This window comes from Aeromicrobium sp., assembly GCF_037719875.1.
Lineage (GTDB): Bacteria > Actinomycetota > Actinomycetes > Propionibacteriales > Nocardioidaceae > Aeromicrobium.
Genome location: NZ_JBBJMJ010000004.1, coordinates 101,961 through 124,254, shown reverse-complemented (window position 1 = coordinate 124,254; position 22,294 = coordinate 101,961). Strand labels below are relative to the sequence as shown.

Sequence of the window (22,294 nt, the reverse complement as noted above, 5' to 3'; positions counted from 1 at the left end):
GGTCACATGGCCCTGATCGTGTGTCCGCTGTGCGTCCGCGAGGACGATGTCTTTCTCCTGCGCACCCTGCCCGACGGCAGGAAGGAGGCGGAGTGCCGCGACTGCGACTTCACCTTCGCGTACGGGTCGCCGACCCCCGAGCCCAAGCCTGCAGCGGTCAGGAAGAGCACGCCTCGCAAGACCGCGAGCAAGGTCGTCCCGCCGCGGCCGATCGCGTACGTCGTCCCGCAGTTCCCCAAGGCCGCCGGCGTCGCTCCGGCCGCTCTGGAGCGGGCCGAGGCGCTCAAGGCCGAGTTCCTGACGGGCACGTCGTACGAGCCCGACCCGCAGGTCGCCCGGCACTGGGCGAAGTTCAGCTGGGTGTTCTCCGCGGACGGGCTCGACAAGGCGGTGATCTCCGACCTCAAGCTGTTCGCCGACGACCCGACCGGCGGCAGCACCGGTGACCCGACCGAGTTCGACAAGGCGTGGATCCTGCTGGGGGAGTTCGAGGGTGCCCGGCGGGTCCGCGCAATGACCGACCACCTGCTGCGTGGCCGCGGCGAGCTCGAGGACCGGCTGACCGATCTGGTCTCCGGCACGTTCGCCCAGTCGATGCCGGGATGGGGCGAGTCGCTGCTCACCAAGACCCTGGCCGTGGTCGATCCGCTGCGGTTCGTGCCGGTCCTGACGTATGCGCAGAAGCGCGCGATCGCCAGCGCCGTGTACGGCCTCGAGCTGCCTGAGCCCGACGAGACGTCGTGGACGATCGGACGCCTCGCGGTGTGGAGCAACGACCTCCTGGTCGAGCTGCTCGGGGAAGGGCTCATCGATCAGCACCACGCGGCGCAGTTCCTGCGGTGGGCCCACGACCAGTCCTGAGGACCTGCGACACGCCGTGATTTCGGGGCCCGGATGAGGCCTGACCAGCGCAAACACCTGCGGCTGGAAAAAGTGTCATGGCCGCCTGCGATTGTGTTGCATGGGCCACTTCTCCGGCGTACAGTGGCACTAGATCTAGTAGTTACATGCATGTCATTCGTCCACATCTAGTTCCACAGGTGGAGACGGGTTACCCACCGAAAATCGTCGAAATCCACACGGCTTCCACACCTTTGTCCCCAATTCGGGACCAACCGGACGCCTTCGGTATGAGAGGAGTTGCGCGCCATGCACTGTCCGTTCTGCAAGAACACCGACACCAAGGTCCTCGACAGCCGTGTCGCCGACGAGGGTGGAGCGATCCGCCGCCGTCGTGTCTGCTCCTCCTGCGAGAAGCGATTCACCACGATCGAGCAGATGCAGCTCACCGTGGTCAAGCGCTCCGGCACCACCGAGCCCTTCATCCGTGACAAGGCCATCTCCGGCGTCCGCAAGGCCTGCAAGGGCCGCCCGGTCTCCGACGACGACCTGGCGCGGCTCGGCCAGCAGGTCGAGGACACGCTGCGCGACTCCGGCAGCGCAGAGGTGCCGGCCCACGAGGTCGGCCTCGCGATCCTCGAGCCGCTCAAGAGCCTCGACGAGGTGGCCTATCTGCGTTTCGCCTCGGTCTACAAGCAGTTCGAGTCTGCGGATGACTTCGCCGACGAGATCGCCAGCCTGATGGCCGCCGGCGCCGACGGCGAGCTGGCCGAGCAGACCGCAAAGCAACGGCACGACAACCCATCTTCGTAAGACCGAAGCACTGCACGACCAGCACCACCCTCACACCGCGCACACATACAAGGAGCACACACATGACAGAAACGGTCAGCGGATCCTCGGGGTCCTCGCGCAAGACTGCTGGCAACAAGGGCGCCGCCCTCACGATCCAGCGCGTCTACACGACCGAGGGCGTGCACCCCTACGACGCCGTGACCTGGGAGCGTCGCGATGTCGTCCAGACCAACTGGAAGACCGGCGAGAACGTCTTCGAGCAGCGCGGTGTGGAGTTCCCCGACTTCTGGAGCGTCAACGCCTCCACGATCGTCACGACGAAGTACTTCCGCGGCGCCGTCGGTGCGCCCGACCGCGAGCAGAGCCTCAAGCAGCTGCTCGACCGCGTCGTCCTGACCTACACGCAGGCCGGCCGCGACCACGGCTACTTCGCGACTGAGGACGAGGCCACGATCTTCGAGCACGAGCTGACGCACATGCTCCTGCACCAGGTCTTCAGCTTCAACAGCCCGGTGTGGTTCAACGTCGGTACGTCGAGCCCGCAGCAGGTCAGCGCCTGCTTCATCCTCGCGGTGGATGACTCGATGGACTCGATCCTCAACTGGTATCGCGAAGAGGGCCTGATCTTCAAGGGTGGCTCCGGTGCGGGCCTCAACCTGAGCCGCATCCGTTCGTCCAAGGAGCTGCTCCGCTCCTCGGGTGGCACGGCCTCGGGTCCGGTCTCCTTCATGCGCGGTGCCGATGCCTCCGCCGGCACCATCAAGTCCGGTGGCGCCACGCGCCGCGCGGCCAAGATGGTCGTGCTCGACGTCGACCACCCGGACATCCAGGAGTTCGTCGAGACCAAAGCCAAGGAGGAGGACAAGATCCGCGTCCTCCGCGACGCCGGCTACGACATGGACCTCGGTGGGGTCGACATCACCTCGGTGCAATACCAGAACGCCAACAACTCGATCCGCGTCAACGACGAGTTCATGCGCGCGGTCGAGTCCGGCGGCGAGTTCGGCCTCCGCGCCCGCACCAACGGCGAGATCATCGAGACCGTCGACGCGCAGAAGCTGTGGGGCGACATCGCCCAGGCCGCCTGGGCGTGCGCCGACCCCGGCATCCAGTACGACGGCACGATCAACGACTGGCACACCTCGCCCGAGGCCGGACGCATCACGGCGTCCAACCCGTGCTCCGAATACATGCACCTCGACAACTCCTCGTGCAACCTCGCCTCGCTCAACCTGCTGAAGTTCCTCAAGGACGACGGCTCGTTCGACACCGAGACGTTCGTCAAGGCGACCGAGTTCATCATCACCGCGATGGACATCTCGATCTGCTTCGCGGACTTCCCGACCGAGGCGATCGGCGACACCACGCGGGCATACCGCCAGCTCGGCATCGGTTTTGCCAACCTCGGCGCGCTGCTCATGGCGTCGGGCCTGGCCTATGACTCCGACGGTGGCCGTGCGCTGGCCGGTGCGATCACGTCGCTGATGACCGGTACGTCCTACCGTCGCTCGGCCGAGCTCGCCGGCGTCGTCGGACCCTATGACGGCTTCGCCCAGAACGCCTCGGCGCACGAGCGCGTCATGCGCAAGCACCAGGCCGCCAACGACCAGATCCGCACGCAGCACTCGATCGACATCGCGGTGCACCGTGAGGCCGCCAAGCAGTGGGCCGACAACCTCAAGATCGGTGCCAAGAACGGCTGGCGCAACAGCCAGGCTTCGGTCCTCGCGCCGACCGGCACGATCGGCTTCATGATGGACTGCGACACGACCGGCATCGAGCCGGACTTCTCGCTGGTCAAGTTCAAGAAGCTCGTCGGTGGCGGCTCGATGCAGATCGTCAACCAGACGATCCCGGCGGCACTCAAGAAGCTCGGCTACACCGGCGAAACCATCGAGGCGATCGTCGAGTTCATCGCCGACAACGGTCACGTCGTCGACGCGCCGGGTCTCAAGCCCGAGCACTACTCGATCTTCGACACCGCCATGGGCCAGCGTTCCATCGCGCCGATGGGCCACGTCAACATGATGGCCGCGTGCCAGCCGTTCCTGTCCGGTGCCATCTCCAAGACGGTCAACCTGCCCGAGTCGGCCACGGTCGCCGAGATCCAGGATGTCTACTTCCAGGGTTGGAAGCTCGGCCTCAAGGCGCTCGCGGTCTATCGCGACAACTGCAAGGTCGGCCAGCCGCTGTCCGATGGCAAGGGCGCCAAGGAGTCCGGATCCACCAAGGTCGAGGAGGTCGTCCGCGAGGTCATCGTCGAGCGGCCGATCCGTCGCAAGATGCCCAAGTCCCGCCAGGCGATCACCACCTCGTTCTCCGTCGGTGGCGCCGAGGGCTACATGACCTCCGGTGCCCACGAAGACGGTGCGCTCGGCGAGATCTTCATGAAGCTCGGCAAGCAGGGCTCGACCCTGGCCGGCATGATGGACGCCTTCTCGATCGCGATCAGCATCTCGTTGCAGTACGGCGTGCCGCTGGAGACCTTCGTCCAGAAGTTCACCAACATGAAGTTCGAGCCCGCCGGTCTGACCGACGACCCGGACGTCCGCATGAGCCAGTCGATCATGGACTACACGTTCCGCCGTCTCGCCTTGGACTACTTGGACTTCGACACCCGCTCGGCCCTGGGCATCCACTCGGCCGACGAGCGCCAGCGCTACCTCGACACGGGCTCGCACCAGCCGATCTCAGCGGGCACCACCGCCGCCGAGCTCATTGAGGACGCCCCGGTCGAGCCCATCGAAGCGGGTGCGGTCGAGGCACCCAAGGTGGAGGTCAAGAGCGTCTCAGCCGACAGCAACGAAGCCGCCGCCGCCAAGCCCGCCCCGGCAGCCGCCCACACGAGCGCTGAGCTCCTGGAGCAGATCACCGGCTCCGCGGTCGACTCGCCGCTCTGCATGACCTGCGGCACCAAGATGCGCCCCGCCGGCTCCTGCCACGTCTGCGAAGGCTGCGGCAGTACCAGCGGCTGCAGCTGACGGTGTGAAAGCGTGAAGTAGCAGTGCGAGAATGGGGGAGAGCTTCGGCTCTTCCCCACTTCTTCATGTGTGGGATAGCGCTCGTGCTCAGCAAGCGAGGAAGGACTCGTAGCGAATCGAAAGGCGCTCGCGGTCGGGCCTGTCGGGCCGTCGGCTGGGTATTGAGAGCGGCCGACTATCCATCTCTTGGATGCCATGCTTGAGCATCGGTCCGTCGACCTCGTCGAGGAGATCCTGATTGATGTGAACGGTGTAGTCCGGCGAGATGCCGAGCATGTTCGAGTCGTACGACGCATGGTGGATCTTGCAGAGCGTCAGTCCGTTCGTGACGACCGGGTCACCACCCGCCTCGCTGTCGCCGATGATGTGAGCAGCGTCCAGAAGTCGTCCGTGCTTTAGCTGGCAAACCGCGCAGCGAGTGTCGTATGCGAGCAAGACCCTTGCTCTGAACTCCGGTTGATGAAGACGTTGCCGAGTCAGCCTTGAGATGTATCGGCGCTCAGTTGGTGTCGGGTTCGATGGATCGTCGAGCGAACGCAGACTTTCATCGAGACCTAGCAAGAAGTGCCGCTGGTCGAAGTTGTCGGCGATGACGTACACCGGGAAGAGCGGCAAGAACTCTCGGTCGCGGACTTTGCGCAGAAGGATGATCGGCAGGCCCAGCTCGTACGCACGGCGGAGTTTGCGATTGTCCCCGTCTGTCGACCCGGCGCGATAGTCATAACGAAACACTGACCCGTCGAGCGCCGCGTCATCGTAGGGTCCCGAAGGTGTCGACAGGACGGACAGCGTGGCCTCGAGGTCACGGGGGTTCCAGATGCCGCGGGATTGATCGATCAGCCGCCGCGTCTCGAAGCCCAGGTCGACGCTGGACAACTGATCACGTGTCACTGTTCCGGCATCGGACCGGGCGTCTTCTAGCGCGTTCATGATGAGGCGTCGCAGCTCAAGCTCGCCGCGACTGTCAGTCATGGCTGTAGCTTTCCACATCTGCGGTCGCAGCTCTGGCATCGAGTGTCGCTCGAACCGGGCGATCGGTAGGTAGATAGCGGACCTAGTTAGTGCACCAGGCGGACCGTAGGGCAATTCGCCCACTAAGACGCAGGAGCGTCTATCTCCGCACTTTTCAAAGGCAGCCATTGAGACTCGTAGTAACCGTCGGATTCGCCAAAGTCTCGACGATCGGTCGGATGCGCTGGATGGTCGCCTGACAGCGAGCTCCGGCGCGTCCGACTGGTTCAACCCTCGGCCGTTTGTCGGCACCACGCGCCCTGCCCTCACGAACGGGCTGACGAGGATGCCGTCGTTGCCGAGATCGCCACCAGAGGACCAGCCATGGTGAACGCACACCGGTCGTCGTCGGACGAGCCAGGCCTCACGGCGTCCTGCGCTGTGTCCTAGGGCTTCGGAGCCGACTGGGTCGTCTGGGCTGCCTTCAGTGCTTTCGTGAGTTCGTCCACAATGATTGACAGATCCTGACTGCTGACCGCCTCGTTGTGCCGTCCTGCGTCTCGGCTAGAGAACCGCGAGAGGACGTTCTTGACGAAGACAGTCTCGCCAAGCGCGTTGCGCGCGGCAGTTCGATCGTGGTTGTCGGCTCCGGCGTAGTACGGCTCGATGGCCCGCATAGCAGTGGCGACCTCCTCGGCAGTGTCTGACTCCGTGTAGTGCCGCCGTGACTCTGCGGCGAAGTACCCACCGACTGCGATGACCGCGATAATCGCGGCAGCTCTAAGCAGGCCGTCACCGACCGTCAGATCAAAGTCCTCTTTCACCGCGCGATCCACAATGTAGTAGGCCAAGCCGAGACCGGCAAAGCCAAAAATGATCGCAAGCACCCGCAAACCGAGGCCGCTGCGACGTTCGCGACTCGCCCGAGTCGCCCAGTCCAGCGCCGTCAGGTTTCCTGCCGCATGCTCCACGAGACGCTGACCGACGAGTGCTGCGGCAGTCAAGAGCGCCGTCTGATCTTCCATCCGATCATCAAGTGCGCTGTCCTTTTGATCGCGTTTGTTCACCCATGTTGTGAGGTGTTCTTCGTACTTCTGGTTCAGAAGCGACTCCGACTCCGCGGCCACCGTTTTGATCTGTTGCGCGGCATCGGTCGAGGCTGCGTTCTGCTGTTCGATTGTGGTGGCAAGCCGGTTCAAGGTCGTCTGCTGATTCTCCACCTCAGCGCGAAGGGTTTTGATCTGATTGGTCAGTGCCGTAAGTTCCTCCTCTCGCATACGTATTGCCGTATCGAGCTGCTCGATATAGGTCTGGGGCATATTGCGCATCGGCGGGCCAGGTAAGGCGCGGACAAGCGAAGCGACGTTGTTCATCTGGTTGGCCGCGAACTGGTGAAACTGATTCTCTTCTGGCGGGATCTGATTGACCAACGACTGCAGATCGGCGAGGAGCCCCGCGTACAGGTGGGGCTGCGCGTTCTCGCGTGACTTGAGCGCATACGTCAGGACGTCAGCCATCGCGATTCGTTCCTTGTCGATGGTGCCGTTGCCGTAGCGCGCAATGTGTAGTGCTTCCGCCTTCAGACGCAGCACTTCCCATACCTGATGCTGTCGGTACTCCTCTACTTCTGCTCTTGCCATACCCGAACCCTAGGGGTCGAGTCAGACACGAATCGCTAGAACCCGAGATTCATGACGGGCTGTCGACTTCGGTCTGCTCGACCTTGCGCACGACGCCGCAACAGTTCGATGTCTTGCCGACTGATCGCACCAGTGCACGGCGTCTGGCAGTCAGACTAAGACGGAGTGCGACGCTCCTATGCTTCGTCAAGCCGCTGCGGCCGTGTTTTCGAGTAGGCGATAGAGGTCGCGGGCGACGTAGCGGGCAAGGCAGCGTTTGATCTCTCGGCCGGTCTTGCCTTCGGCAGTACGGCGAGCGACGTAGTCGCGGGTGGCTGGCTGGTACTGAATCCGGCTCTGGACCACGGTGTGCAGTGCGTTGTTGAGCTGGCGGTCGCCGTAGCGGTTGAGCCGATAGCGAGTGGTGACTTGGCCACTGTTCGCCGGGATCGGTGCCACGCCGGCGAGCATCGCGAACGCTGCCTCGGAGTGGATACGGCCGGGGTGGGACCAGGCGCACAACACCGTCGCGGCCACGATCGGTCCGACGCCGAACTCCTCGAGCAGGTCAGGACGCCAACTACGGATGATGGCCACGATCGCCTTCTGCAGCTCCCGTGCCTCTTTCAGCATCGCGTGCGCGCGACGTGCCAAGGTCCGCAGCGCCACCACGGTGCTGGTCGTCTCGGTGTCCCAGGAGGCGTGCAGTCGCAGGTTCGCGGCGGTGTTGAGCATCGCGGCAAGCTTCTGACCGCGGAATCTGAGTCGGATCGGTTCGGGTGCTGCGATGACCAGGCTGAAGACCTGCAGCTGGGCCTCGGTGGAGGCATTGATCGCGGAGCGGCGAGTAGCCAAAAGCACCGACAGTGCTTGGCGTTCGCCCCCAGTGCGGGGAGTTCCCAACCGCGGCCTGGCCATCGCTTCACGCGCAGCGCGGATCGCATCGAGCGGATCGGACTTCGCGCCGTTGCGGCGCGCAGCCCGCTTCGGACGATCCAACTCGATGACGATCTCTGAGGCCTCCAACAGGTGACGACTCAGACCGGCGCCGTGACCGCCGGTCCCCTCTATCGCCCAAGCCCGCAACATCGCGTGGTTGTTGGCGAACTCCACCAGCTCGGCATAGCCCTGGGCTGTTGCCTCGATGGTGATCTCATCGAGGACACCACCAGTCGCAGCATCAACCACGGCCGCGGAGTGGGTATGGACGTGGGTGTCGACGCCGATGACGACATCGACCACCTCACGCAGATCGGTCAGACTGTTCATGCGTTCTCTCCTTCGCCGGACGGGACGTGGTTCCGGTCCGGGACGGAGGCTCGGCAGGACTGTGATGAGACACATCCGGCGCCACTAACGCCAGATGGTCAAGCTCCTGATCAGGCCAGCTCCTCCAACCGGGCCGGGGCCGGCAACCGCGAGCGGACAGGTCGCAACAAGGCACAAAGCCAGTCATTCCAGGGGTCACACTCACGGTCACCAACCACAGCCCAGCACCTTCGGGCTGCGTTGGCGATCCTCACAGTCATTCCACCGCAAAAGCGCTGGGTTCAACCGCCGACCTGCGGTACTAGCCGCCGTTCAGTCCGTGGCTGATCGAATCGAGCGCTTGCTTGTAGTGGCTCTCGGCGCGGTTGATGACGTGTGTAGGGGTTCCGGGATCGAACACGCGCAGTAGCGACATGCGGAAGGAGGAGGGGTCGAGGTTGCGGAGCCGTACATTTCCGCCGTGTCCGTTGGCGGCGTAGGTGGCCCATCGCTGGCGGATGTTCTCGTCACCATCAGCCTTGCCTACGTAGTGCCGGCCATCCCGGGTGTCAGTAATGAGGTAGATCCCGACAACCGATGCCAGGGCCGTCTGCCAAGACGCGTAGCGGTGTTCGCGCATAACGCTCTGAAGTTGTGCATAGCTCAGGATCAGCTTGTCGAATCCAGGAAAGGGCACAGGCTCGGCATCGGCGATCTCCATCACCGGGTAGCCCGCTGCCGTCGTCGCATTAGTCCGCCAGGTGCGAGGCGATCGCCATCCGAGCACAAGTCGGTTCTTGAGGTCGGCCATTTGATCGTTCTGTGTCAGGTCGAATGTCCGGAGCGTTGCATCAGCTGTCGTCTCGCCGTGATTAGTCAACACCGACCACAGTCGGGCACGGTCACCACCTTCGGGAAGGAACACGACCCAGATCGGTGGCGGCTTGGCCGGGAAGATACGCGGGTTCGGCGACTGTGCTCGGGTGTAGGCGAGGATTTCTTCGTCGGTTGAGTCGGCGTGAATCGGGACGGTTCCGTCCTCATGCTCGCGCACATACGCGTGCCGAATCACGAGTGCCTGGGCTGGGTCGATGCCAGCGCTCATCAGAATCGACGCGAATGTCAGAGTCACCCGAGCAACCTAGCGGCTCAGAAGCTGTCGCACCGCCGCGACCGGCGGGCCGCTCGCTGGATCGGTCTTTCTCCTCAGGGCCGGTCGAGGCGGGCGTTGCTCCAGTGTCCCCGATCGCCTTGGTCGTGCCGTGACGAAGGCACTCCACTCGGGCTATCACTGGCGGCCGAGGCGCCCAGTTCGACCTCAAGCTGGCTGCCCTCCGGGACTTCTCTGGAGGGGTGAACAACGTCCGGCATAGCGGCACCGGCGCCCGACCGTTCAGGGATGAACTTCGCGAGGTAGCGCCGCAGCTCTGGGTCGCATACGTACACGTAAGTGCCGCGGATGCCGCGGGTGAGGAGGACCGCGTAGATGTTGCGGACCGCGGTCAGGAGATCCTCGTCGTCGAAAGTGATCCCCAGCATCTTGTTGTTGAGCTTGCCCTTGGTGTCGTAGTACGAGTCACGGTGAAAGCGGAGCCTCCGATCGACGGGGTCATAGCTCAGGTCAGGGCCGATGATGACGCCTGCGTAGTTGAGGTCATATCCCTGCGTGGTGTGGATTGAGCCGACCTCGTTGATCGACGTGGGGGAGTTGATCCAATCCGTGGCGCTGTTGTTCCACTGCAGACGCTGCCCGTCGATCTCGATGTCGTATTGACTTTTGTCCTTCTTGCTGCGCCATTTCCAGGCGAAGCCTGCGACGAGACGCGACAGACCGAATTCCCGCTCGCGCTGGAGAATGGCGTGTTTCATGACGCCGAGGTTGTCGAACAGCCGAAGGTCGTAGTCAGCGAAGGCCACCGGTGCCGGCGGGTTTGATGAGAGGAACCCGCGCACGTACGCCACGTAGTCCTCCCCAGCGCGCACTCGCATTTGGGACTTGAGCGCATACAGCCGCCCGGTCTCGGCGGCGTCTCGCTCGAGAGCCTGGAGGACCTCAGACGGGAGGTCGAAGGCGGGCCTGATGCTCTGCTCACCGTCAACCAGGAGGATCTGGTGCCTGCTGGTCAGACGAATCCAGTCGAGTTGGTTTCCGCCAGCTTCGTGACCATTGAAGAGCCGCCGATTGATGGCCTTGAACTTGAGGATCGACATCGCCATCGTGGCTGCTAGCTGTTGAAGACGATGCGCCTCATCCACGATGAGCAGGTCGAACTCGGCGGAGCTCTCACCTACCTGAAACGGTGAAAGGACCATGTCTTTGCTGAGACCCGAAGTCTTGGCGAAGACCTTCTCGACGGTTCTGCGCAGGGACTGCTGAGGGACGACGAACCCCATACGGAAGTCCTGCAGCAACGCCGCATTCTCTTCGGTGAAGAAGCCAGCGAAGATCGCGTCGGATTCGGTATCAATTAGCTCTGCGCCCCGGCGAATATCACTGAGCAACTTCATCAAGTAGATTCCGACGATCGTCTTGCCGGTCCCAGGCTGTCCCTGCACGACTGCGGTGCTCCGCGCGTCGGCACGAAGGTCGGCAAAGAGCCGGTCCAACATGCCCATGATGGCGACGCGCTGGTCGTAGTTGAGCTCCTTGAACGGTGACAACTTGAAGAGATCGCTGTTCTCGATCTGGTGAATCGTGTGCTCAAAAAGCCCTTCAGCCCGCAGTTGATCGAAGATCTCGACGAATTGCTCGCGGTAGCGCCGACGCTCGTAGTAGTCCGAGCCAGTCAAGCCTGCATTGGCATTCTCCACCTGGTACTTGCCGTCGCCGGCGAATCGTTGAATGAGGAACGATTCAAGGTCGAGACATACCGACTTGTTGAAGGTCTCGTCGATGACGACACGAACCGATGTGAGGTGGTTGCGGTCGGGGCGGGCAAGGTGTTGGCGCATCCGGGTCAGCAGGTGGATCGTCTCGCCGACGTAGATGCGACGCTCGCCGTCGATCGTGTAGACGACGGGCCAGTTGATGGCCTTCGGATCCAGCTCGGCCCACGCCTTCAACGAATCTCCGTCGAAGGCAATGCGCTCGACCCTAGAGCTCGTCATATTTGTCGCTGCGGCCGCGAGCCTTGTCTATGGGGTATTTCCCTCGCGTTACTGCTAGTTTTTCGAGGACGATCTGGTCTGCGTCCAGGCCGAGCTTGTCGGCGAGGAGGTGGCAGTACGTGAGCACATCGGCAAGCTCGCCCCGAACGCGGTCGGTATCCGCGGACGCATTCCACTGGAAGCACTCGAGGAGCTCAGCGGCTTCGATAGAGATGCTCTTTGCGAGATTTTCGGGGGAGTGAAACCGGGCCCAATCACGCTCGGCGACGAAGCCGCGGAGAGCTGCGGGGACGTTGGACGGTATCCGGTCATCGTGCGGCAAGGTCATTGTGTGGCCCAGGCTAAAGGTGACCAGCGCTCGAACCGCTGCAATCTCGTCGTCCGCCCTTCGACAAAGGCTGACTTCAACAAGGTTCCGTTTCGTCATCGATGCCATGCAGCTAGCACTACGGCGGCCACGGCAACGACTACCTCAACGCCTTCGAGGGCATTGACTGGGTCGAGGGCCAGTCCGGTAACGACTTCATCCAGTCCACCGAGGTCACCCCGGCGTGCGACCACCTGGTCGGCGGTCAGGGCAAGGACACATTCGCGGTGAAGGACGCCATGAGCACGACAACGCCAACCGGGACAACGTCGACATCGACAACTTCGACAACCCGGTCACCAACAAGAACGCTGCTGCCACCACCCACTGGATCAGGTCACGATGCCACCCAAGCAGCGTCGCCTTCGGGAGCCATGGGGCTGATGGTGCTGAAGAGACCTGCGTGACGCGTGCGACTGCTGATACTCTGCCCGAACGCTGCGCGGGGGCTGCGACGATCTGCCGAAGTCGAGGGCGCGGCGGGACGATCAGACGGAGACGACTGACCCATGGACATAGAACCCGCCCACCCGCGCCTACTCGTCGGCGCCCTGGCGGCCATCTTTGCGACGTCCGGCGGGCTGGTGGCCACGACGTCACCGGCCGAGGCCCTCTCGGCACCGAGCGGACTGCATGCGGCCTACGTCGCGACCAAGGGTGTCGGCCTGCAGTGGAAGAGCGTGGGCGACGACGCCTACCGCGTCCGCATCTCCACCAGCTCGACCATGGAGTCCAACCAGGACACGTGGGACGTCCTCGGAAGCTCGTACGAGTGGATCCGCACCAAGGCGAGCCCGAACACGATGTCTCCCCGGCTAACACCCGGAGAGACCTACTACTTCCAGGTCAAGGCGATCACGGACGACCGGAACGTCAGCGCGCGGGACGATCTGAGCAGCTACAGCAGGACACTGAAGATCACACTGCCGAAAACCGGTGCGTCCGAGCTCAAGCCTGTCGGCGTCAAGGCCACCCGGGCCAGCGCCACGTCGATGTACGTCTCGTGGCGCAGCCGCGGACCCGGCGTCGACTACGTGCTGCGCTACACCAGCAACCCCCGTCTGTCCGTCGTGAAGTGGAAGTCGATCAAGACCGACGCCGAGGGTGGGGTGGTCACCGGTCTGAAGGCGGGCACGAAGTACTACTTCCGCTCCCGCGTCATCGACTCAGCCGGCAGGGGCATCAGTGACTACTCCGCCGCGAGCGCGGCGGCGCTGGCCGGTTCGCCCAGCAGCCGACGCCTGACGATGGTCAGCTACAACGTGCACAAAGCCTCGGGGACGCCGACCTGGGACACCCGGCGCAAGGCCGTGGCGGCCAACATCCTGGCGCGCAAGCCTGCCGTCGTCGCCCTGCAGGAGGCTTCACCCCTGCGGTATGGAGAGGTGAAGCAGTACGACGATCTGGTGGGCCTGCTTGGCCCTGACTACGCACTAGTCACGCGCGCCGGGTCCAGCGGCAGCAAACTGGTCCACAACAAGACCCGCACGTCGGTCGTGAAGGCGGGCACCAGAGCGCTCACGACTGTCGGCACCGCCACCCGGTATGCCGTGTGGGCCGTGCTGGAGGACAAGCAGACCGACGGCCGATTCTTCGTGATCAACACTCACCTCGAGCCTGGTGCGCCAGCCGCGGGGACCTACAACGACGCTCGGATCAAGCAGGCAAGGGAAGTCCTCGCCCTCATCGACGCCAACGCCGGCAACCTGCCTGTCGTCATTGCCGGCGACATGAACTCGAGCCGGACGGCGGAGCCGAACAACGGGCAGTACGAGACCTTCACCAGAGCCGGCTATGTCGACCCGCTGGACAACGAGGACGCCAGCTGGGCAGCAGGCCGCGAGGCGAGCGCTGAACACACCCTTGACGTGGAGTACAACAGCTTCAACGGCTTCGAGCCCGAGGCGCGACGCACCTCGTTCCCCATCGGCTCTGTCGTCGACTATGTCTACACGTCGCCGGGAATCCGCGTCGCCACGTGGCGCACCGTCGTGAAGCTCGACACCAAGGGCGCGTTCGTTGGCGTGATCCCGTCAGACCACAACCTGCTCGCGCTTGACCTGCATCTGGGCAAACCGGTCCCCAAATAGGGGACGACAACTCGGCCAGTTCGGCAATGACGTCACCCAGTCGCACGAGGCCACCCCGGCGTACGACCACCTGGTCGGCGGTCAGGACAGAACTCTCGCAGGTCGCGGACGGCGACGCACGTGCGAGTCCAGAGTGCGCCCGACTGACCTCAGGCGTCCAACCCCAGGACCCGCAACCGAGCCCGTATGTCCGCCAGCAGCCGTGCCGGGAACTCCGACGTACGCCGACATCGCTCGACGAGGTAGACGATCTTGTTGAGGCGCGGCCCCGGCATCTCCAGACCCCGCGAAGCCAGCGCCGGCCGAAGCAGGTTGCGGTCGAACGCCCCGTCGCTGTGCTGCTCGACTCCGCGCCACACTGCGAACGCGCGCTTGAGGTCCCCGTGCGCGACCACGCCGTTCTCAGGTGACAAGGCCACGGCGATCGCAGCGACGAGCCAGGCGTCATCGTGCTGCAGCGACTCGACGCCGAGCTGCACCGTGCCCGACCCGGCCGCAGGAGCCGCAAGGTCGAACGACACCACGAGGGACAGCGTCAGGTCGGGATAGCGCAGCTCGATGCGGCTGCCGCTGCTGGTGAGCGAGATCTTCTGCCCCGGTGCGGGCGTCGTGGATTCGCCGGACGGGCCGATGATCTCGACGATGGCGCCGTTGTCGCGCTGCCCCCGATGGACCACGGGTTGCCCGGCGGTGGCCGTGATGACCAGCGCGGGGTCACTGACGTAGGGGAGTCGCACGAAGACATAGGCCGACCCGTCGATCCGCTCCGCGACGAGCGACTCCTGCTCCGGCAGGTTCATCCGCCGCGCGAAGATGAATGCCGCGCCCACCTCGAGCGTGGCCTCGCCGGACTGCCGTTCACCGGCCGTCCAGGCGATGTGCAGCACCGGTGCCCCTCCGTGGAATGCGTTCCGTCGCGGCTCGACCTGCGGCGTGGATGACCTTCACGATGATGCCATGACCGGAACTCTCTCCACGCTGACGTTCAACCTGCTGATCCTGCTGATCTTCATCGCCGTGGTCTATGTCGGCCTGCGGGTCGCGCAGAGCATCTTCGGCACGAGCACGAAGAAGGCCGCAGCCACCGAGGTCGCCGCCAAGCTCGTCGCCTATCCGACCGGATCCTCGGCTGTGCTGCGCCGCCGGTTCGTACGCGCGTTGACCGGCCAGCACGTCGTGATGCCAAGTGGCGAGCGGTTGGCGTTCGGTGACCTGACCGTGCGCGTCGCGCCGGAGGATCTCGAGCGGCTGGATCCCGACGGAGACCTCGAACGACTGGGCGAGGACGGGGCGAGGCTGTATGCCGATCACGCCGAGCGGGTCGGCTGGGCGCTGCCGCGGCAGGTCAACGTGACGGTCGAGGTCGACCCGGGGCTGCGCTCGGGCTGGATCCCGCCGGCCCGGGGCAGCGGCCGCGCCGACCCGGCGAAGCGCGACCAGCAACCTGATCGCCTGGGCTGGGACGTGGTCACGCCAGCACCGAAGCCGCCAGCCAGGCCGGCAGCCAAACCCACCGCCGCGCCGCAGCCGGTCCGCGCCGATCCGGCCGCGACGATGGGCTTCCCGGCGCTGGTGCCCGACCTCGACGACACCGCCCCGACGATGAACGTCGCCAGTGGTCTGCGCCTCGAGCGCGGCGGGCACGTCGCGACAGTCAAGGACGGCGCAGTTCTCGGACGTCTGCCCGAGAGTCCCGTGCCGTTCAAGGAGCCCGAGGTCTCCTATCGGCACGCCGCGATCCGGCGCCAGGGCGCCCAATGGCAGATCAAGGATCTCGGCAGCACCAACGGCACCACGGTCGACGGCCAGCGCATCGACGACTGGGAGGCCCTGCGGCCCGGATCCGTCGTCAAGCTCGCCGGCGTGAGCGTCGTTGCAGCCCTCGACACGGCCGGAACCGTGCATCTTCGCGGCGTCACCACTCACTAGGGACAATGGACCTGCCGGGCATACCGTCCGGCGCGCATCCCGATCAGGAACAGGAGGATCACCGTGGTGGCAGATCCTCTCCCCACGTCCCTGATCCGGGCGGACACCATGTCGGTCGAGCGTCGATTCGAGCTGCTAGGCCGGATCGGCGCAGGCAACCACGGTGTCGTGTTCCGCGCCCGTGACAGCCAGCTGCAACGTGAGGTCGCGGTCAAACGGTTCTCCCACTTCCTGGCCGACGACCCCCGGGCGATGCGTCGCATCACCCGCGAGGTGGCGACACTGGCGCGCGTCTCGCACCCCAACGTGGTCACGGTGCACGACCTGGTGCAGATGCCCGACGGCGACGGCGAGATCACGCCGCACCTGGTCATGGAGCTCGTCGAGGGCAGGTCGCTGCGCGATCTGTTGACGTCGCACGGCCCGAGCCCGCGATCGGTCATCGTGGTGCGCGGCGTGCTCGAGGGACTCGCAGCATGCCACCACGCAGGCATCCTGCACCTGGACATCAAGCCCGCCAACGTGCTGGTCACGGCCGAGGGAGGCGTCAAGATCGTCGACTTCGGCATCGCCCGCGCCGCCTCGGATGCCACCGCCACGATCGCCGGCACCCCGCACTACATGCCGCCGGAGCAGTATGAGGGCCGCGCCGACCAGCGCAGCGACATCTATTCGGTGGGTTGCCTGCTGTTCGAGTGCCTGACCGGCAGCCCCCCGTTCCGCGGGACGATGGCGTCGCAGCTCTTGGCCCACCGCGAGCAGCCGCGCCCCGACCCTCGGTCGCTCACGCCGCAGGTCCCGGCGGGGATGGCGGCCGTGGTGATGCGGGCGATGGCGATCGACCCAGCACACCGCTATGCCACGGTCCAGGACATGCTCGCCGCGTTGGCCGCCGCGCCCATCCACGCTGCAGAGCCCCATGCGGCCACGCCACCGCCACACACACCTCGGGCGGTCGCGGGCCCACAGGTGAGCCGCTCGACCAGGCTGCGCGCCTACGCCGTCGGACTCGCCCTCAGCGCGTTCACGGTCGCGCTGGTGCCCGGCCTGGTCTGGCTGGCCGCGGCGTTCGCCCCCGACCGATATCGCCCGGACGCGATGGACCCGTCGACGGCTGGGACGTGGTGGATGATCGCGGTCTCGATCGCGACGGTGCTCCTGCTCCTGCGCCGCCGCAGCTTCTTCGAGGCGATCGGCGGTCCCGCGGTGGGCTCACTCCAGCCCACTCGCCTCGTCGACGCGCAGATGACCCGCGGCATCCAGATGGCGGCGGGATCGGCCCTGCGCGGCTCTCTGCCGATGCTGTTTCCCTGGTATGTCGCCCTGGTCGCCATGTGCGCCGCAACGGCCGGGACCGCGTGGCCCGACGATGTGTTCTCGATGTGGGGCGTGGCCTGGTTGTTGATGCCACCGGCGGCGATCCTGCTCGGCATACGGGGCCTCACCGGCCTGCGTCCTCGATTCGGCGCAGTGCTGACGTCGGCGGTCTATCTCGCGGGTGCGGCGCTGGCGATCGTGCTGTTCATCGCCTATCCGCTCGCATCATCGTGACGACAGGCGCTTGACGTTTGGCTCGGTGGGTAACCCTCGAGGCATGTCTATCCTCAGTCACCCCATCAAGAAGCTGACCATCCTCGGGATCTTCGCCGGAGGCTATGTGCTTGGCGCCAAGGCCGGCCGCGAGCGCTATGAACAGATCCTGCAGGCCGCGGGCCAGGTCAAGGAGGACCCGCGGGTCAAGGAGGCGACCGCGCGTGCCGAGGATCTCGTACGCGAGACCGCGACCAAGGTGACCGAGGACCCCCGCGTCAAGGATGCAGCCGCACGCGCCCAGGAGGCCGTCCGCGAGGCCACCGGCAACACGGCCACCGGCAACACGGGCGGGACCCCCACCGACACGGTCCGCACCAACGCCGGCGGCCAGACTCACCCGCTGCTCGCGGACCCGCACATCGATGCTGAGGACGAGGTTGTCTACAGCACCGGTCCCGACATCGAGGAGACCGTCGAGCAGCAGCGCCCGAAGCGACACTGAGGCCCAGCTGGTCGAGGCTCAGTCCGCCAGCTCGGCGAGCAGTGCAGGGTTGACCCGGCGCAGGATGCGCTCGGTGTCTTCTGGCGACGCTGCCGGGTAGAGCAATCGGCGGGCGGCCGCATATTTCGGGTTCACCTCGCGACCCAGCTTGGCGACGCGTTCGGCGAGCGAGTTGTGAGCATTGTCCGAGATCTTGACGAGGGTGGCGTCGGGGGAGTCACTGATCCGCAGGATCATGTCCTCATAGCTCGATCCCTCGGGGTGGAGGTTGTTCGAGACCAGGGCGATGGCCTGCAGCGACCGCTCGGGCACCCCCTGGGCGCGGAGCTCGTCGATGGTGATCTGCCGTCCGGTCTGCTCCAGAGAGTCCTCGACGACATCGTGGAGCATCCCGGCGATCTCGAGCTCTGACCCGAAGTCGGCGAGTCCGGCAGCAACTGACTCGACGTGTCTCATGTAGGGCTCGCCGACCTTGTCGGTCTGGTTGGCATGCACGCCAATCGCGATCGCGCGGGCGTCCTCGATGGTGAAGTTCTCGGTCATGTCGTGGCTCCTCGTCGCCGGACGATCAGCGCCGCGACCAGCGCTCCGAGCGTGCCCAGCAGCTCGTCGCTGAGGGTGTCCTCGTATGCGCCGTCGAGCTCGGTGCCGCGCCTGATGAATGTGTACCACTCGCCGAGCTCCCAACCGACGGCGAGGATCGCACCGAGACCGGTGATCGTGAGGACCAGCCCCCATCTCGGGCCGGTCCACAGCAGGCTCAGCAGCAGTCCGCACCCCCACAGCAGCAACAGCCAGTTGACGAAGTGGTTGGCGTTGTCCCACCAGCCGACCTTGTCGTAGAGATCGAGCGTGTTGCCCGAGACGTCGACCAGGAAGGGCGACATGATCAGGGCGAATGCGGCCCAAGGCAGCGCGTTCGCGGTCGTATGGTCGCGGCTGCACCACCACCAGATCGCCGGCACGATCAGCATCAGCAGGGGATAGGCAATCAGGCGGTAGCCGAAGGCCTTGCCCTCGAACTGCTCCAGTCCGGCGAAGGCGCCGACCGCGAGCTGGACGATCGTGAGCATCAAGATGACGACCGCGGCGAGGAAGCCACGGGTCCTGGGGATCTGCATGGCGTACAGCCTGCCACGACTCTGCAGGTCGGGCTTCGAGGGTGCGGCGAGGCCAGCCCCTGGCCGCCGCTATGCGGTGAGTCTGGATTGTCGGCGTTGTCGTATGCCGGCGGCGGTCCTGCGGATGAGGTAGTTCTCGTGGAACTGTGCTCGGCGTTGTCGGTAGGCGGCGAGGAGGGGCCGGTTGTCGCGGTCGGTGAAGGTGAAGCCTCGGACGGCGTTGCCGGTGATGAGGAGCATGCCGCGGTGGTGCAGGTGGTGGCAGCGGACGCAGAGTCCGATGAGGAGGTCGAGGTCGGTGGGGCCGCCTTTGGACCACCAGATGGTGTGGTGGATCTCCAGGTGGGTGTGCTGGCAGCCGGGTGCGGCGCAGACCCCGCCCTGGCGGGCGATGACTGCGCGGCGTTGCTTGAGGGTGGGCGAGCGGTGGGACCGTCCGACGTTGAGGATCTGGGACTGCCCGGTGGGGGAGCCGGTGCGGGTCAGGATCGGGGTGAGGTCAGCGCCGCAGGTGATCAGCGCCAACGTCTTGGGGCCGATCGACCCGTAGCCTGCGAGCTTGGCCGGAACCCCGGTGGTGCCGGCGTCGAGGGTGTCGGCGTCCACGATGACCGACAGGTGCGGTCGGACGCCCTTGTCGGCCGGTAGCCCGCTCTGGAGGATGTCGGTCATCAGGTCGTCCAGGCCTTGAACGCGTCGTTCGGACCCAGGCCTCGTGTCGTCCTTGTCGTGGGGTGCTGACACGGAGTCCAGGACCTTCTTGAATGCGGTCCCCGTCGTGATGTTGAGGAACCCGGTGAGGTGGTAGCCGCCGGGAACGGGGTTGACCTGGATGTCTTGTTTGTCCATGCCGTTCATCCAGGCCTGGTCGAGGTCGTCGGGGAAGATCGCGTCCCGCAGGGCACGCATCACCCGGTGCAGCTCGACCGGCTCATGGGACCGGGCCACGTCCAGCAGCCACGGTTGGGCGGCAGCGACGATGTCGGCGTCGATGTGCTTGAGACCATAGGTGAACACCGCCACGTGATCGGCTCGGATGACTCCGGCGGCGGCTGCATGGGCCACGGCCGGCAGCTGAGCCAACGTGGCCGCAGCGCGGGTCAGGGCGTTGGCGTCCTTGGCCGAGAGTCGCAGCTCGTTGCGCACCCACGTGTTCAGGGTCGAGGCTCCGTCGATCTCGTAGTCACGGGACACCTCGAGCTCAGCCAGGCACTCGGCCTTGGCTGCATCCAGCGCATCCTGCGCTGTCTGGATCGCGCGCACCCGGTCCCGCGCGTCGCCGGTCCGAAGGACGCGCACGGTGGTGCGCATAGCTTCGATCACCAGCTCCGTATCCATGACCTCAGCCTAGTCGAACACCCGTTCGAGAACCAGTGGAAAACCCTGTGAATTGAGGGATTTCTTGAGGTCGCGACGCGCCCGCGCTAGCCTCGAGGGCATGAGACCCAGCTACAGCCAGATCATGTCCGTCGCGACCATCGCCTACTCCGTGTTCGCGCTGGCCAAGCCGCGCCACCTCGGCAAGGCGCTGACCAACAGCCCGCTGAAGCAACCCGAGTACGACGTGGTTGCCCAGACCTTCGGCTTCCGGGACCTCGTCGTGAGTGGTCTCGCCCTCGCCGCGCCGACCCCGGCCGCCCGCGAACAGGCGATGGTCGGTCGTATCGTGCTCGACCTCACCGACTCGGCGCTGTTCACGACCGAGGCCAAGACCGCCGGGGCCAAGGCGAAGGTGCTGCTGGCGACCCTCACGTGGGCGGGACTCAACGCGGCGGCCATCGTCGCGGACCGCCGCAACTGACAGCATGTCCGCGTGAATCAGTCGACTGCCGAGGGGTACACCTACTGAGCGGCGCACCCGCCGCATCATCAGCAACACAGTAGTGAGGAATCCTCATGGACATCATCGGTCTACTCATCGCAGGCGTCATCATCGGTCTGCTCGGCAAGTTCCTCGCCCCCGGCGACAAGGACAACATCCCGATCTGGCTCACCATCGTGTGTGGCATCGGCGGCGTCCTGCTGGGCAACTACATCTACGCCGCACTCAGTGGCGGCGACACCTCCGGCGTCGACTGGGCCCGCTGGGCCGTCGCCGTGGTGACCGCAGCCGTGCTCGTGGTCATCGCATCCACGGTGACCGGGCGCAGCAGTCACAAGGTGCGCCGCTGACGCATCCATGAGCGAGAGGGACCCCGGCCTTGGGTCGGGGTCCCTCTCGCTGTGTTGGGCGTGATTCGGGTGGCCGAGCCCGCGCACGCGCAGCACACTCAACACATGCGCAACGACGTCTCGTTCCACAGCCATGGCACCCGCATCTCCGCGTGGCACTTCCCGGCGCAGACCGGCGAGCTGACCGGCCCCCGGGGCCGCCCCTGCGTCGTGATGGCGCACGGCTTCGGTGCGACCAAGGATGCGGGCCTCGAGCCGTTCGCCGAGCGGTTCCAGGCCGCAGGCGCCGACGTGCTGGTGTTCGACTATCGCGGGTTCGGTATGTCGGCGGGAGACCAGCGCCAGAACGTCGACCACCGTCGACACCGTGAGGACTATGTCGCGGCAGTCGCCCACGCCCGTGCGCTCGAGGGCGTCGACCCCGACACGGTCATCCTGTGGGGCAGCTCCTATTCGGGTGGACACGTCATTGCGGTGGCCGCCGACGACAACCGGGTCGCCGGCGTCATCTCACAGGGTGCAGCGATGGACGGGCTCGCGGCCGTGATGCTGATCTGGGGATATGCCGGTCCGCTTCAGCTCCTCAAGCTGACGGGCCACGCGCTGCGGGACGTCGGCCACGCGATCCTGCGACGCGAGCCCCACATGATCCCGATCGTGGGCCCGCCGGGATCTCTCGCCGCGATCAGCTCGGCCGACGGCGAGTCCGGCTACGCCAAGATCATGGGTCCCACGTTCCGCAACGAGATGCAGGCACGGGGCATCCTGCCGATCCTGATCAACCGGCCGGTGACCAGGGCCGGTCGTCTGCACATGCCGGTCTTCCTGGTCGTCGCGGCCAAGGACACGATCGCTCCGGTCAAGGCCGTCGAGCGGGTCGGTCGTCGCGTCGCCGGCCCGGTGCACGTCGAGCGATTCGACGTCGCACACTTCGACATCTATGACGGTGCGCCGTTCGACACGTCGGTCGCCGGACAGGTGGAGTTCGTGCGCTCCTTGGCTGCCCCGGCGTCCTAGACTGATCACGGCCCAACATCC

20 protein-coding genes are annotated in these 22,294 nt (G+C 65.5%); 10 read left to right on the top strand and 10 right to left on the bottom strand.

The window, feature by feature from the left end:
- Nucleotides 1-6: 6 nt before the first annotated feature.
- From WKF39_RS06300 to WKF39_RS06290, 3 genes are all read left to right on the top strand, one after another.
- A complete protein-coding gene (locus WKF39_RS06300) occupies nucleotides 7-861 on the top strand; it encodes a hypothetical protein (RefSeq protein ID WP_340386431.1) in 855 nt (284 codons plus the stop codon).
- A gap of 288 nt (nucleotides 862-1,149) precedes the next feature.
- Nucleotides 1,150-1,653 (top strand): transcriptional regulator NrdR, encoded by a 504-nt coding sequence (gene nrdR, locus WKF39_RS06295; protein ID WP_340386429.1) that lies wholly within the window; start codon nucleotides 1,150-1,152, stop codon nucleotides 1,651-1,653.
- Nucleotides 1,654-1,715: 62 nt separating this feature from the next.
- A complete protein-coding gene (locus tag WKF39_RS06290; protein WP_340386427.1) occupies nucleotides 1,716-4,616 on the top strand; it encodes a vitamin B12-dependent ribonucleotide reductase in 2,901 nt (966 codons plus the stop codon).
- Between the two features lie 87 nt (nucleotides 4,617-4,703).
- Here the strand turns inward: WKF39_RS06290 and WKF39_RS06285 are convergent, their stop codons facing one another.
- From WKF39_RS06285 to WKF39_RS06260, 6 genes are all read right to left on the bottom strand, one after another.
- On the bottom strand, nucleotides 4,704-5,627 hold the full coding sequence (locus tag WKF39_RS06285; protein ID WP_340386425.1) for an HNH endonuclease: 924 nt from the start codon (nucleotides 5,625-5,627) through the stop codon (nucleotides 4,704-4,706).
- A gap of 386 nt (nucleotides 5,628-6,013) precedes the next feature.
- On the bottom strand, nucleotides 6,014-7,207 hold the full coding sequence (locus WKF39_RS06280) for a hypothetical protein (RefSeq protein ID WP_340386423.1): 1,194 nt from the start codon (nucleotides 7,205-7,207) through the stop codon (nucleotides 6,014-6,016).
- A gap of 186 nt (nucleotides 7,208-7,393) precedes the next feature.
- Complete coding sequence (locus tag WKF39_RS06275; protein WP_340385328.1) at nucleotides 7,394-8,455, bottom strand: IS110 family transposase; 1,062 nt, start codon at nucleotides 8,453-8,455, stop codon at nucleotides 7,394-7,396.
- Between the two features lie 301 nt (nucleotides 8,456-8,756).
- Nucleotides 8,757-9,566: a GIY-YIG nuclease family protein gene (locus tag WKF39_RS06270; protein WP_340386422.1), complete on the bottom strand. Its 810-nt coding sequence runs from the start codon at nucleotides 9,564-9,566 to the stop codon at nucleotides 8,757-8,759.
- A gap of 74 nt (nucleotides 9,567-9,640) precedes the next feature.
- Nucleotides 9,641-11,542: a DNA/RNA helicase domain-containing protein gene (locus WKF39_RS06265; RefSeq protein WP_340386420.1), complete on the bottom strand. Its 1,902-nt coding sequence runs from the start codon at nucleotides 11,540-11,542 to the stop codon at nucleotides 9,641-9,643.
- On the bottom strand, nucleotides 11,529-11,978 hold the full coding sequence (locus WKF39_RS06260) for a nucleotide pyrophosphohydrolase (RefSeq protein ID WP_340386418.1): 450 nt from the start codon (nucleotides 11,976-11,978) through the stop codon (nucleotides 11,529-11,531). Before WKF39_RS06260 ends, WKF39_RS06265 begins: the two co-directional genes overlap by 14 nt.
- A 440-nt stretch (nucleotides 11,979-12,418) precedes the next feature.
- Here WKF39_RS06260 and WKF39_RS06255 point away from each other — a divergent pair, with 440 nt between their 5' ends.
- On the top strand, nucleotides 12,419-13,999 hold the full coding sequence (locus WKF39_RS06255; protein ID WP_340386416.1) for a fibronectin type III domain-containing protein: 1,581 nt from the start codon (nucleotides 12,419-12,421) through the stop codon (nucleotides 13,997-13,999).
- A 149-nt stretch (nucleotides 14,000-14,148) separates the two neighbouring features.
- Here WKF39_RS06255 and WKF39_RS06250 read toward each other — a convergent pair whose 3' ends face one another.
- Entirely contained in the window at nucleotides 14,149-14,886 is a 738-nt protein-coding gene (locus tag WKF39_RS06250) for a hypothetical protein (protein WP_340386414.1), read from the bottom strand.
- 70 nt (nucleotides 14,887-14,956) lie between these two features.
- Between WKF39_RS06250 and WKF39_RS06245 the strand changes: the two genes are divergently transcribed.
- From WKF39_RS06245 to WKF39_RS06235, 3 genes are all read left to right on the top strand, one after another.
- The gene (locus WKF39_RS06245) at nucleotides 14,957-15,928 is read left to right on the top strand and encodes an FhaA domain-containing protein (protein WP_340386412.1); all 972 of its coding nucleotides are present in this window, start codon (nucleotides 14,957-14,959) and stop codon (nucleotides 15,926-15,928) included.
- Nucleotides 15,929-15,994: 66 nt separating this feature from the next.
- The gene (locus tag WKF39_RS06240) at nucleotides 15,995-17,479 is read left to right on the top strand and encodes a serine/threonine-protein kinase (protein ID WP_340386410.1); all 1,485 of its coding nucleotides are present in this window, start codon (nucleotides 15,995-15,997) and stop codon (nucleotides 17,477-17,479) included.
- Nucleotides 17,480-17,522: 43 nt separating this feature from the next.
- A complete protein-coding gene (locus tag WKF39_RS06235; RefSeq protein WP_340386408.1) occupies nucleotides 17,523-17,963 on the top strand; it encodes a hypothetical protein in 441 nt (146 codons plus the stop codon).
- An 18-nt stretch (nucleotides 17,964-17,981) separates the two neighbouring features.
- On the opposite strand, the gene WKF39_RS06230 is transcribed toward WKF39_RS06235, so the two are convergent.
- The 3 genes from WKF39_RS06230 to WKF39_RS06220 all read right to left on the bottom strand — a co-directional run bounded on the left by WKF39_RS06230 (nucleotide 17,982) and on the right by WKF39_RS06220 (nucleotide 20,422).
- Nucleotides 17,982-18,506: a hypothetical protein gene (locus tag WKF39_RS06230; RefSeq protein ID WP_340386406.1), complete on the bottom strand. Its 525-nt coding sequence runs from the start codon at nucleotides 18,504-18,506 to the stop codon at nucleotides 17,982-17,984.
- Nucleotides 18,503-19,084 (bottom strand): hypothetical protein, encoded by a 582-nt coding sequence (locus tag WKF39_RS06225; RefSeq protein WP_340386404.1) that lies wholly within the window; start codon nucleotides 19,082-19,084, stop codon nucleotides 18,503-18,505. The genes WKF39_RS06230 and WKF39_RS06225 overlap by 4 nt, the downstream gene beginning before the upstream one ends.
- A 69-nt stretch (nucleotides 19,085-19,153) precedes the next feature.
- Complete coding sequence (locus tag WKF39_RS06220; RefSeq protein ID WP_340386402.1) at nucleotides 19,154-20,422, bottom strand: DUF222 domain-containing protein; 1,269 nt, start codon at nucleotides 20,420-20,422, stop codon at nucleotides 19,154-19,156.
- A gap of 100 nt (nucleotides 20,423-20,522) precedes the next feature.
- On the opposite strand from WKF39_RS06220, the gene WKF39_RS06215 reads away from it, so the two are divergent.
- The 3 genes from WKF39_RS06215 (at nucleotide 20,523) to WKF39_RS06205 (ending at nucleotide 22,273) form a co-directional block, all read left to right on the top strand.
- Nucleotides 20,523-20,885, top strand: coding sequence for a hypothetical protein (locus WKF39_RS06215; protein ID WP_340386401.1), 363 nt, complete (start codon nucleotides 20,523-20,525; stop codon nucleotides 20,883-20,885).
- A gap of 95 nt (nucleotides 20,886-20,980) precedes the next feature.
- Complete coding sequence (locus tag WKF39_RS06210) at nucleotides 20,981-21,256, top strand: GlsB/YeaQ/YmgE family stress response membrane protein (RefSeq protein ID WP_340386399.1); 276 nt, start codon at nucleotides 20,981-20,983, stop codon at nucleotides 21,254-21,256.
- A gap of 105 nt (nucleotides 21,257-21,361) precedes the next feature.
- A complete protein-coding gene (locus WKF39_RS06205) occupies nucleotides 21,362-22,273 on the top strand; it encodes an alpha/beta hydrolase (RefSeq protein ID WP_340386397.1) in 912 nt (303 codons plus the stop codon).
- Nucleotides 22,274-22,294: the final 21 nt, after the last annotated feature.

What these genes read in the sequence shown, in the direction of transcription:
- WKF39_RS06275 (WP_340385328.1), bottom strand. Translation starts at nt 8,455, where the DNA reads ATGAACAGTCTGACCGATCTGCGTGAGGTGGTCGATGTCGTCATCGGC.
- WKF39_RS06265 (WP_340386420.1), bottom strand. Translation starts at nt 11,542, where the DNA reads ATGACGAGCTCTAGGGTCGAGCGCATTGCCTTCGACGGAGATTCGTTG.
- WKF39_RS06290 (WP_340386427.1), top strand. Translation starts at nt 1,716, where the DNA reads ATGACAGAAACGGTCAGCGGATCCTCGGGGTCCTCGCGCAAGACTGCT.
- WKF39_RS06225 (WP_340386404.1), bottom strand. Translation starts at nt 19,084, where the DNA reads ATGCAGATCCCCAGGACCCGTGGCTTCCTCGCCGCGGTCGTCATCTTG.
- WKF39_RS06260 (WP_340386418.1), bottom strand. Translation starts at nt 11,978, where the DNA reads ATGGCATCGATGACGAAACGGAACCTTGTTGAAGTCAGCCTTTGTCGA.
- WKF39_RS06215 (WP_340386401.1), top strand. Translation starts at nt 20,523, where the DNA reads ATGAGACCCAGCTACAGCCAGATCATGTCCGTCGCGACCATCGCCTAC.
- WKF39_RS06220 (WP_340386402.1), bottom strand. Translation starts at nt 20,422, where the DNA reads ATGGATACGGAGCTGGTGATCGAAGCTATGCGCACCACCGTGCGCGTC.
- nrdR (WP_340386429.1), top strand. Translation starts at nt 1,150, where the DNA reads ATGCACTGTCCGTTCTGCAAGAACACCGACACCAAGGTCCTCGACAGC.
- WKF39_RS06205 (WP_340386397.1), top strand. Translation starts at nt 21,362, where the DNA reads ATGCGCAACGACGTCTCGTTCCACAGCCATGGCACCCGCATCTCCGCG.
- WKF39_RS06280 (WP_340386423.1), bottom strand. Translation starts at nt 7,207, where the DNA reads ATGGCAAGAGCAGAAGTAGAGGAGTACCGACAGCATCAGGTATGGGAA.
- WKF39_RS06255 (WP_340386416.1), top strand. Translation starts at nt 12,419, where the DNA reads ATGGACATAGAACCCGCCCACCCGCGCCTACTCGTCGGCGCCCTGGCG.
- WKF39_RS06210 (WP_340386399.1), top strand. Translation starts at nt 20,981, where the DNA reads ATGGACATCATCGGTCTACTCATCGCAGGCGTCATCATCGGTCTGCTC.
- WKF39_RS06300 (WP_340386431.1), top strand. Translation starts at nt 7, where the DNA reads ATGGCCCTGATCGTGTGTCCGCTGTGCGTCCGCGAGGACGATGTCTTT.
- WKF39_RS06285 (WP_340386425.1), bottom strand. Translation starts at nt 5,627, where the DNA reads ATGCCAGAGCTGCGACCGCAGATGTGGAAAGCTACAGCCATGACTGAC.
- WKF39_RS06230 (WP_340386406.1), bottom strand. Translation starts at nt 18,506, where the DNA reads ATGACCGAGAACTTCACCATCGAGGACGCCCGCGCGATCGCGATTGGC.
- WKF39_RS06235 (WP_340386408.1), top strand. Translation starts at nt 17,523, where the DNA reads ATGTCTATCCTCAGTCACCCCATCAAGAAGCTGACCATCCTCGGGATC.
- WKF39_RS06245 (WP_340386412.1), top strand. Translation starts at nt 14,957, where the DNA reads ATGACCGGAACTCTCTCCACGCTGACGTTCAACCTGCTGATCCTGCTG.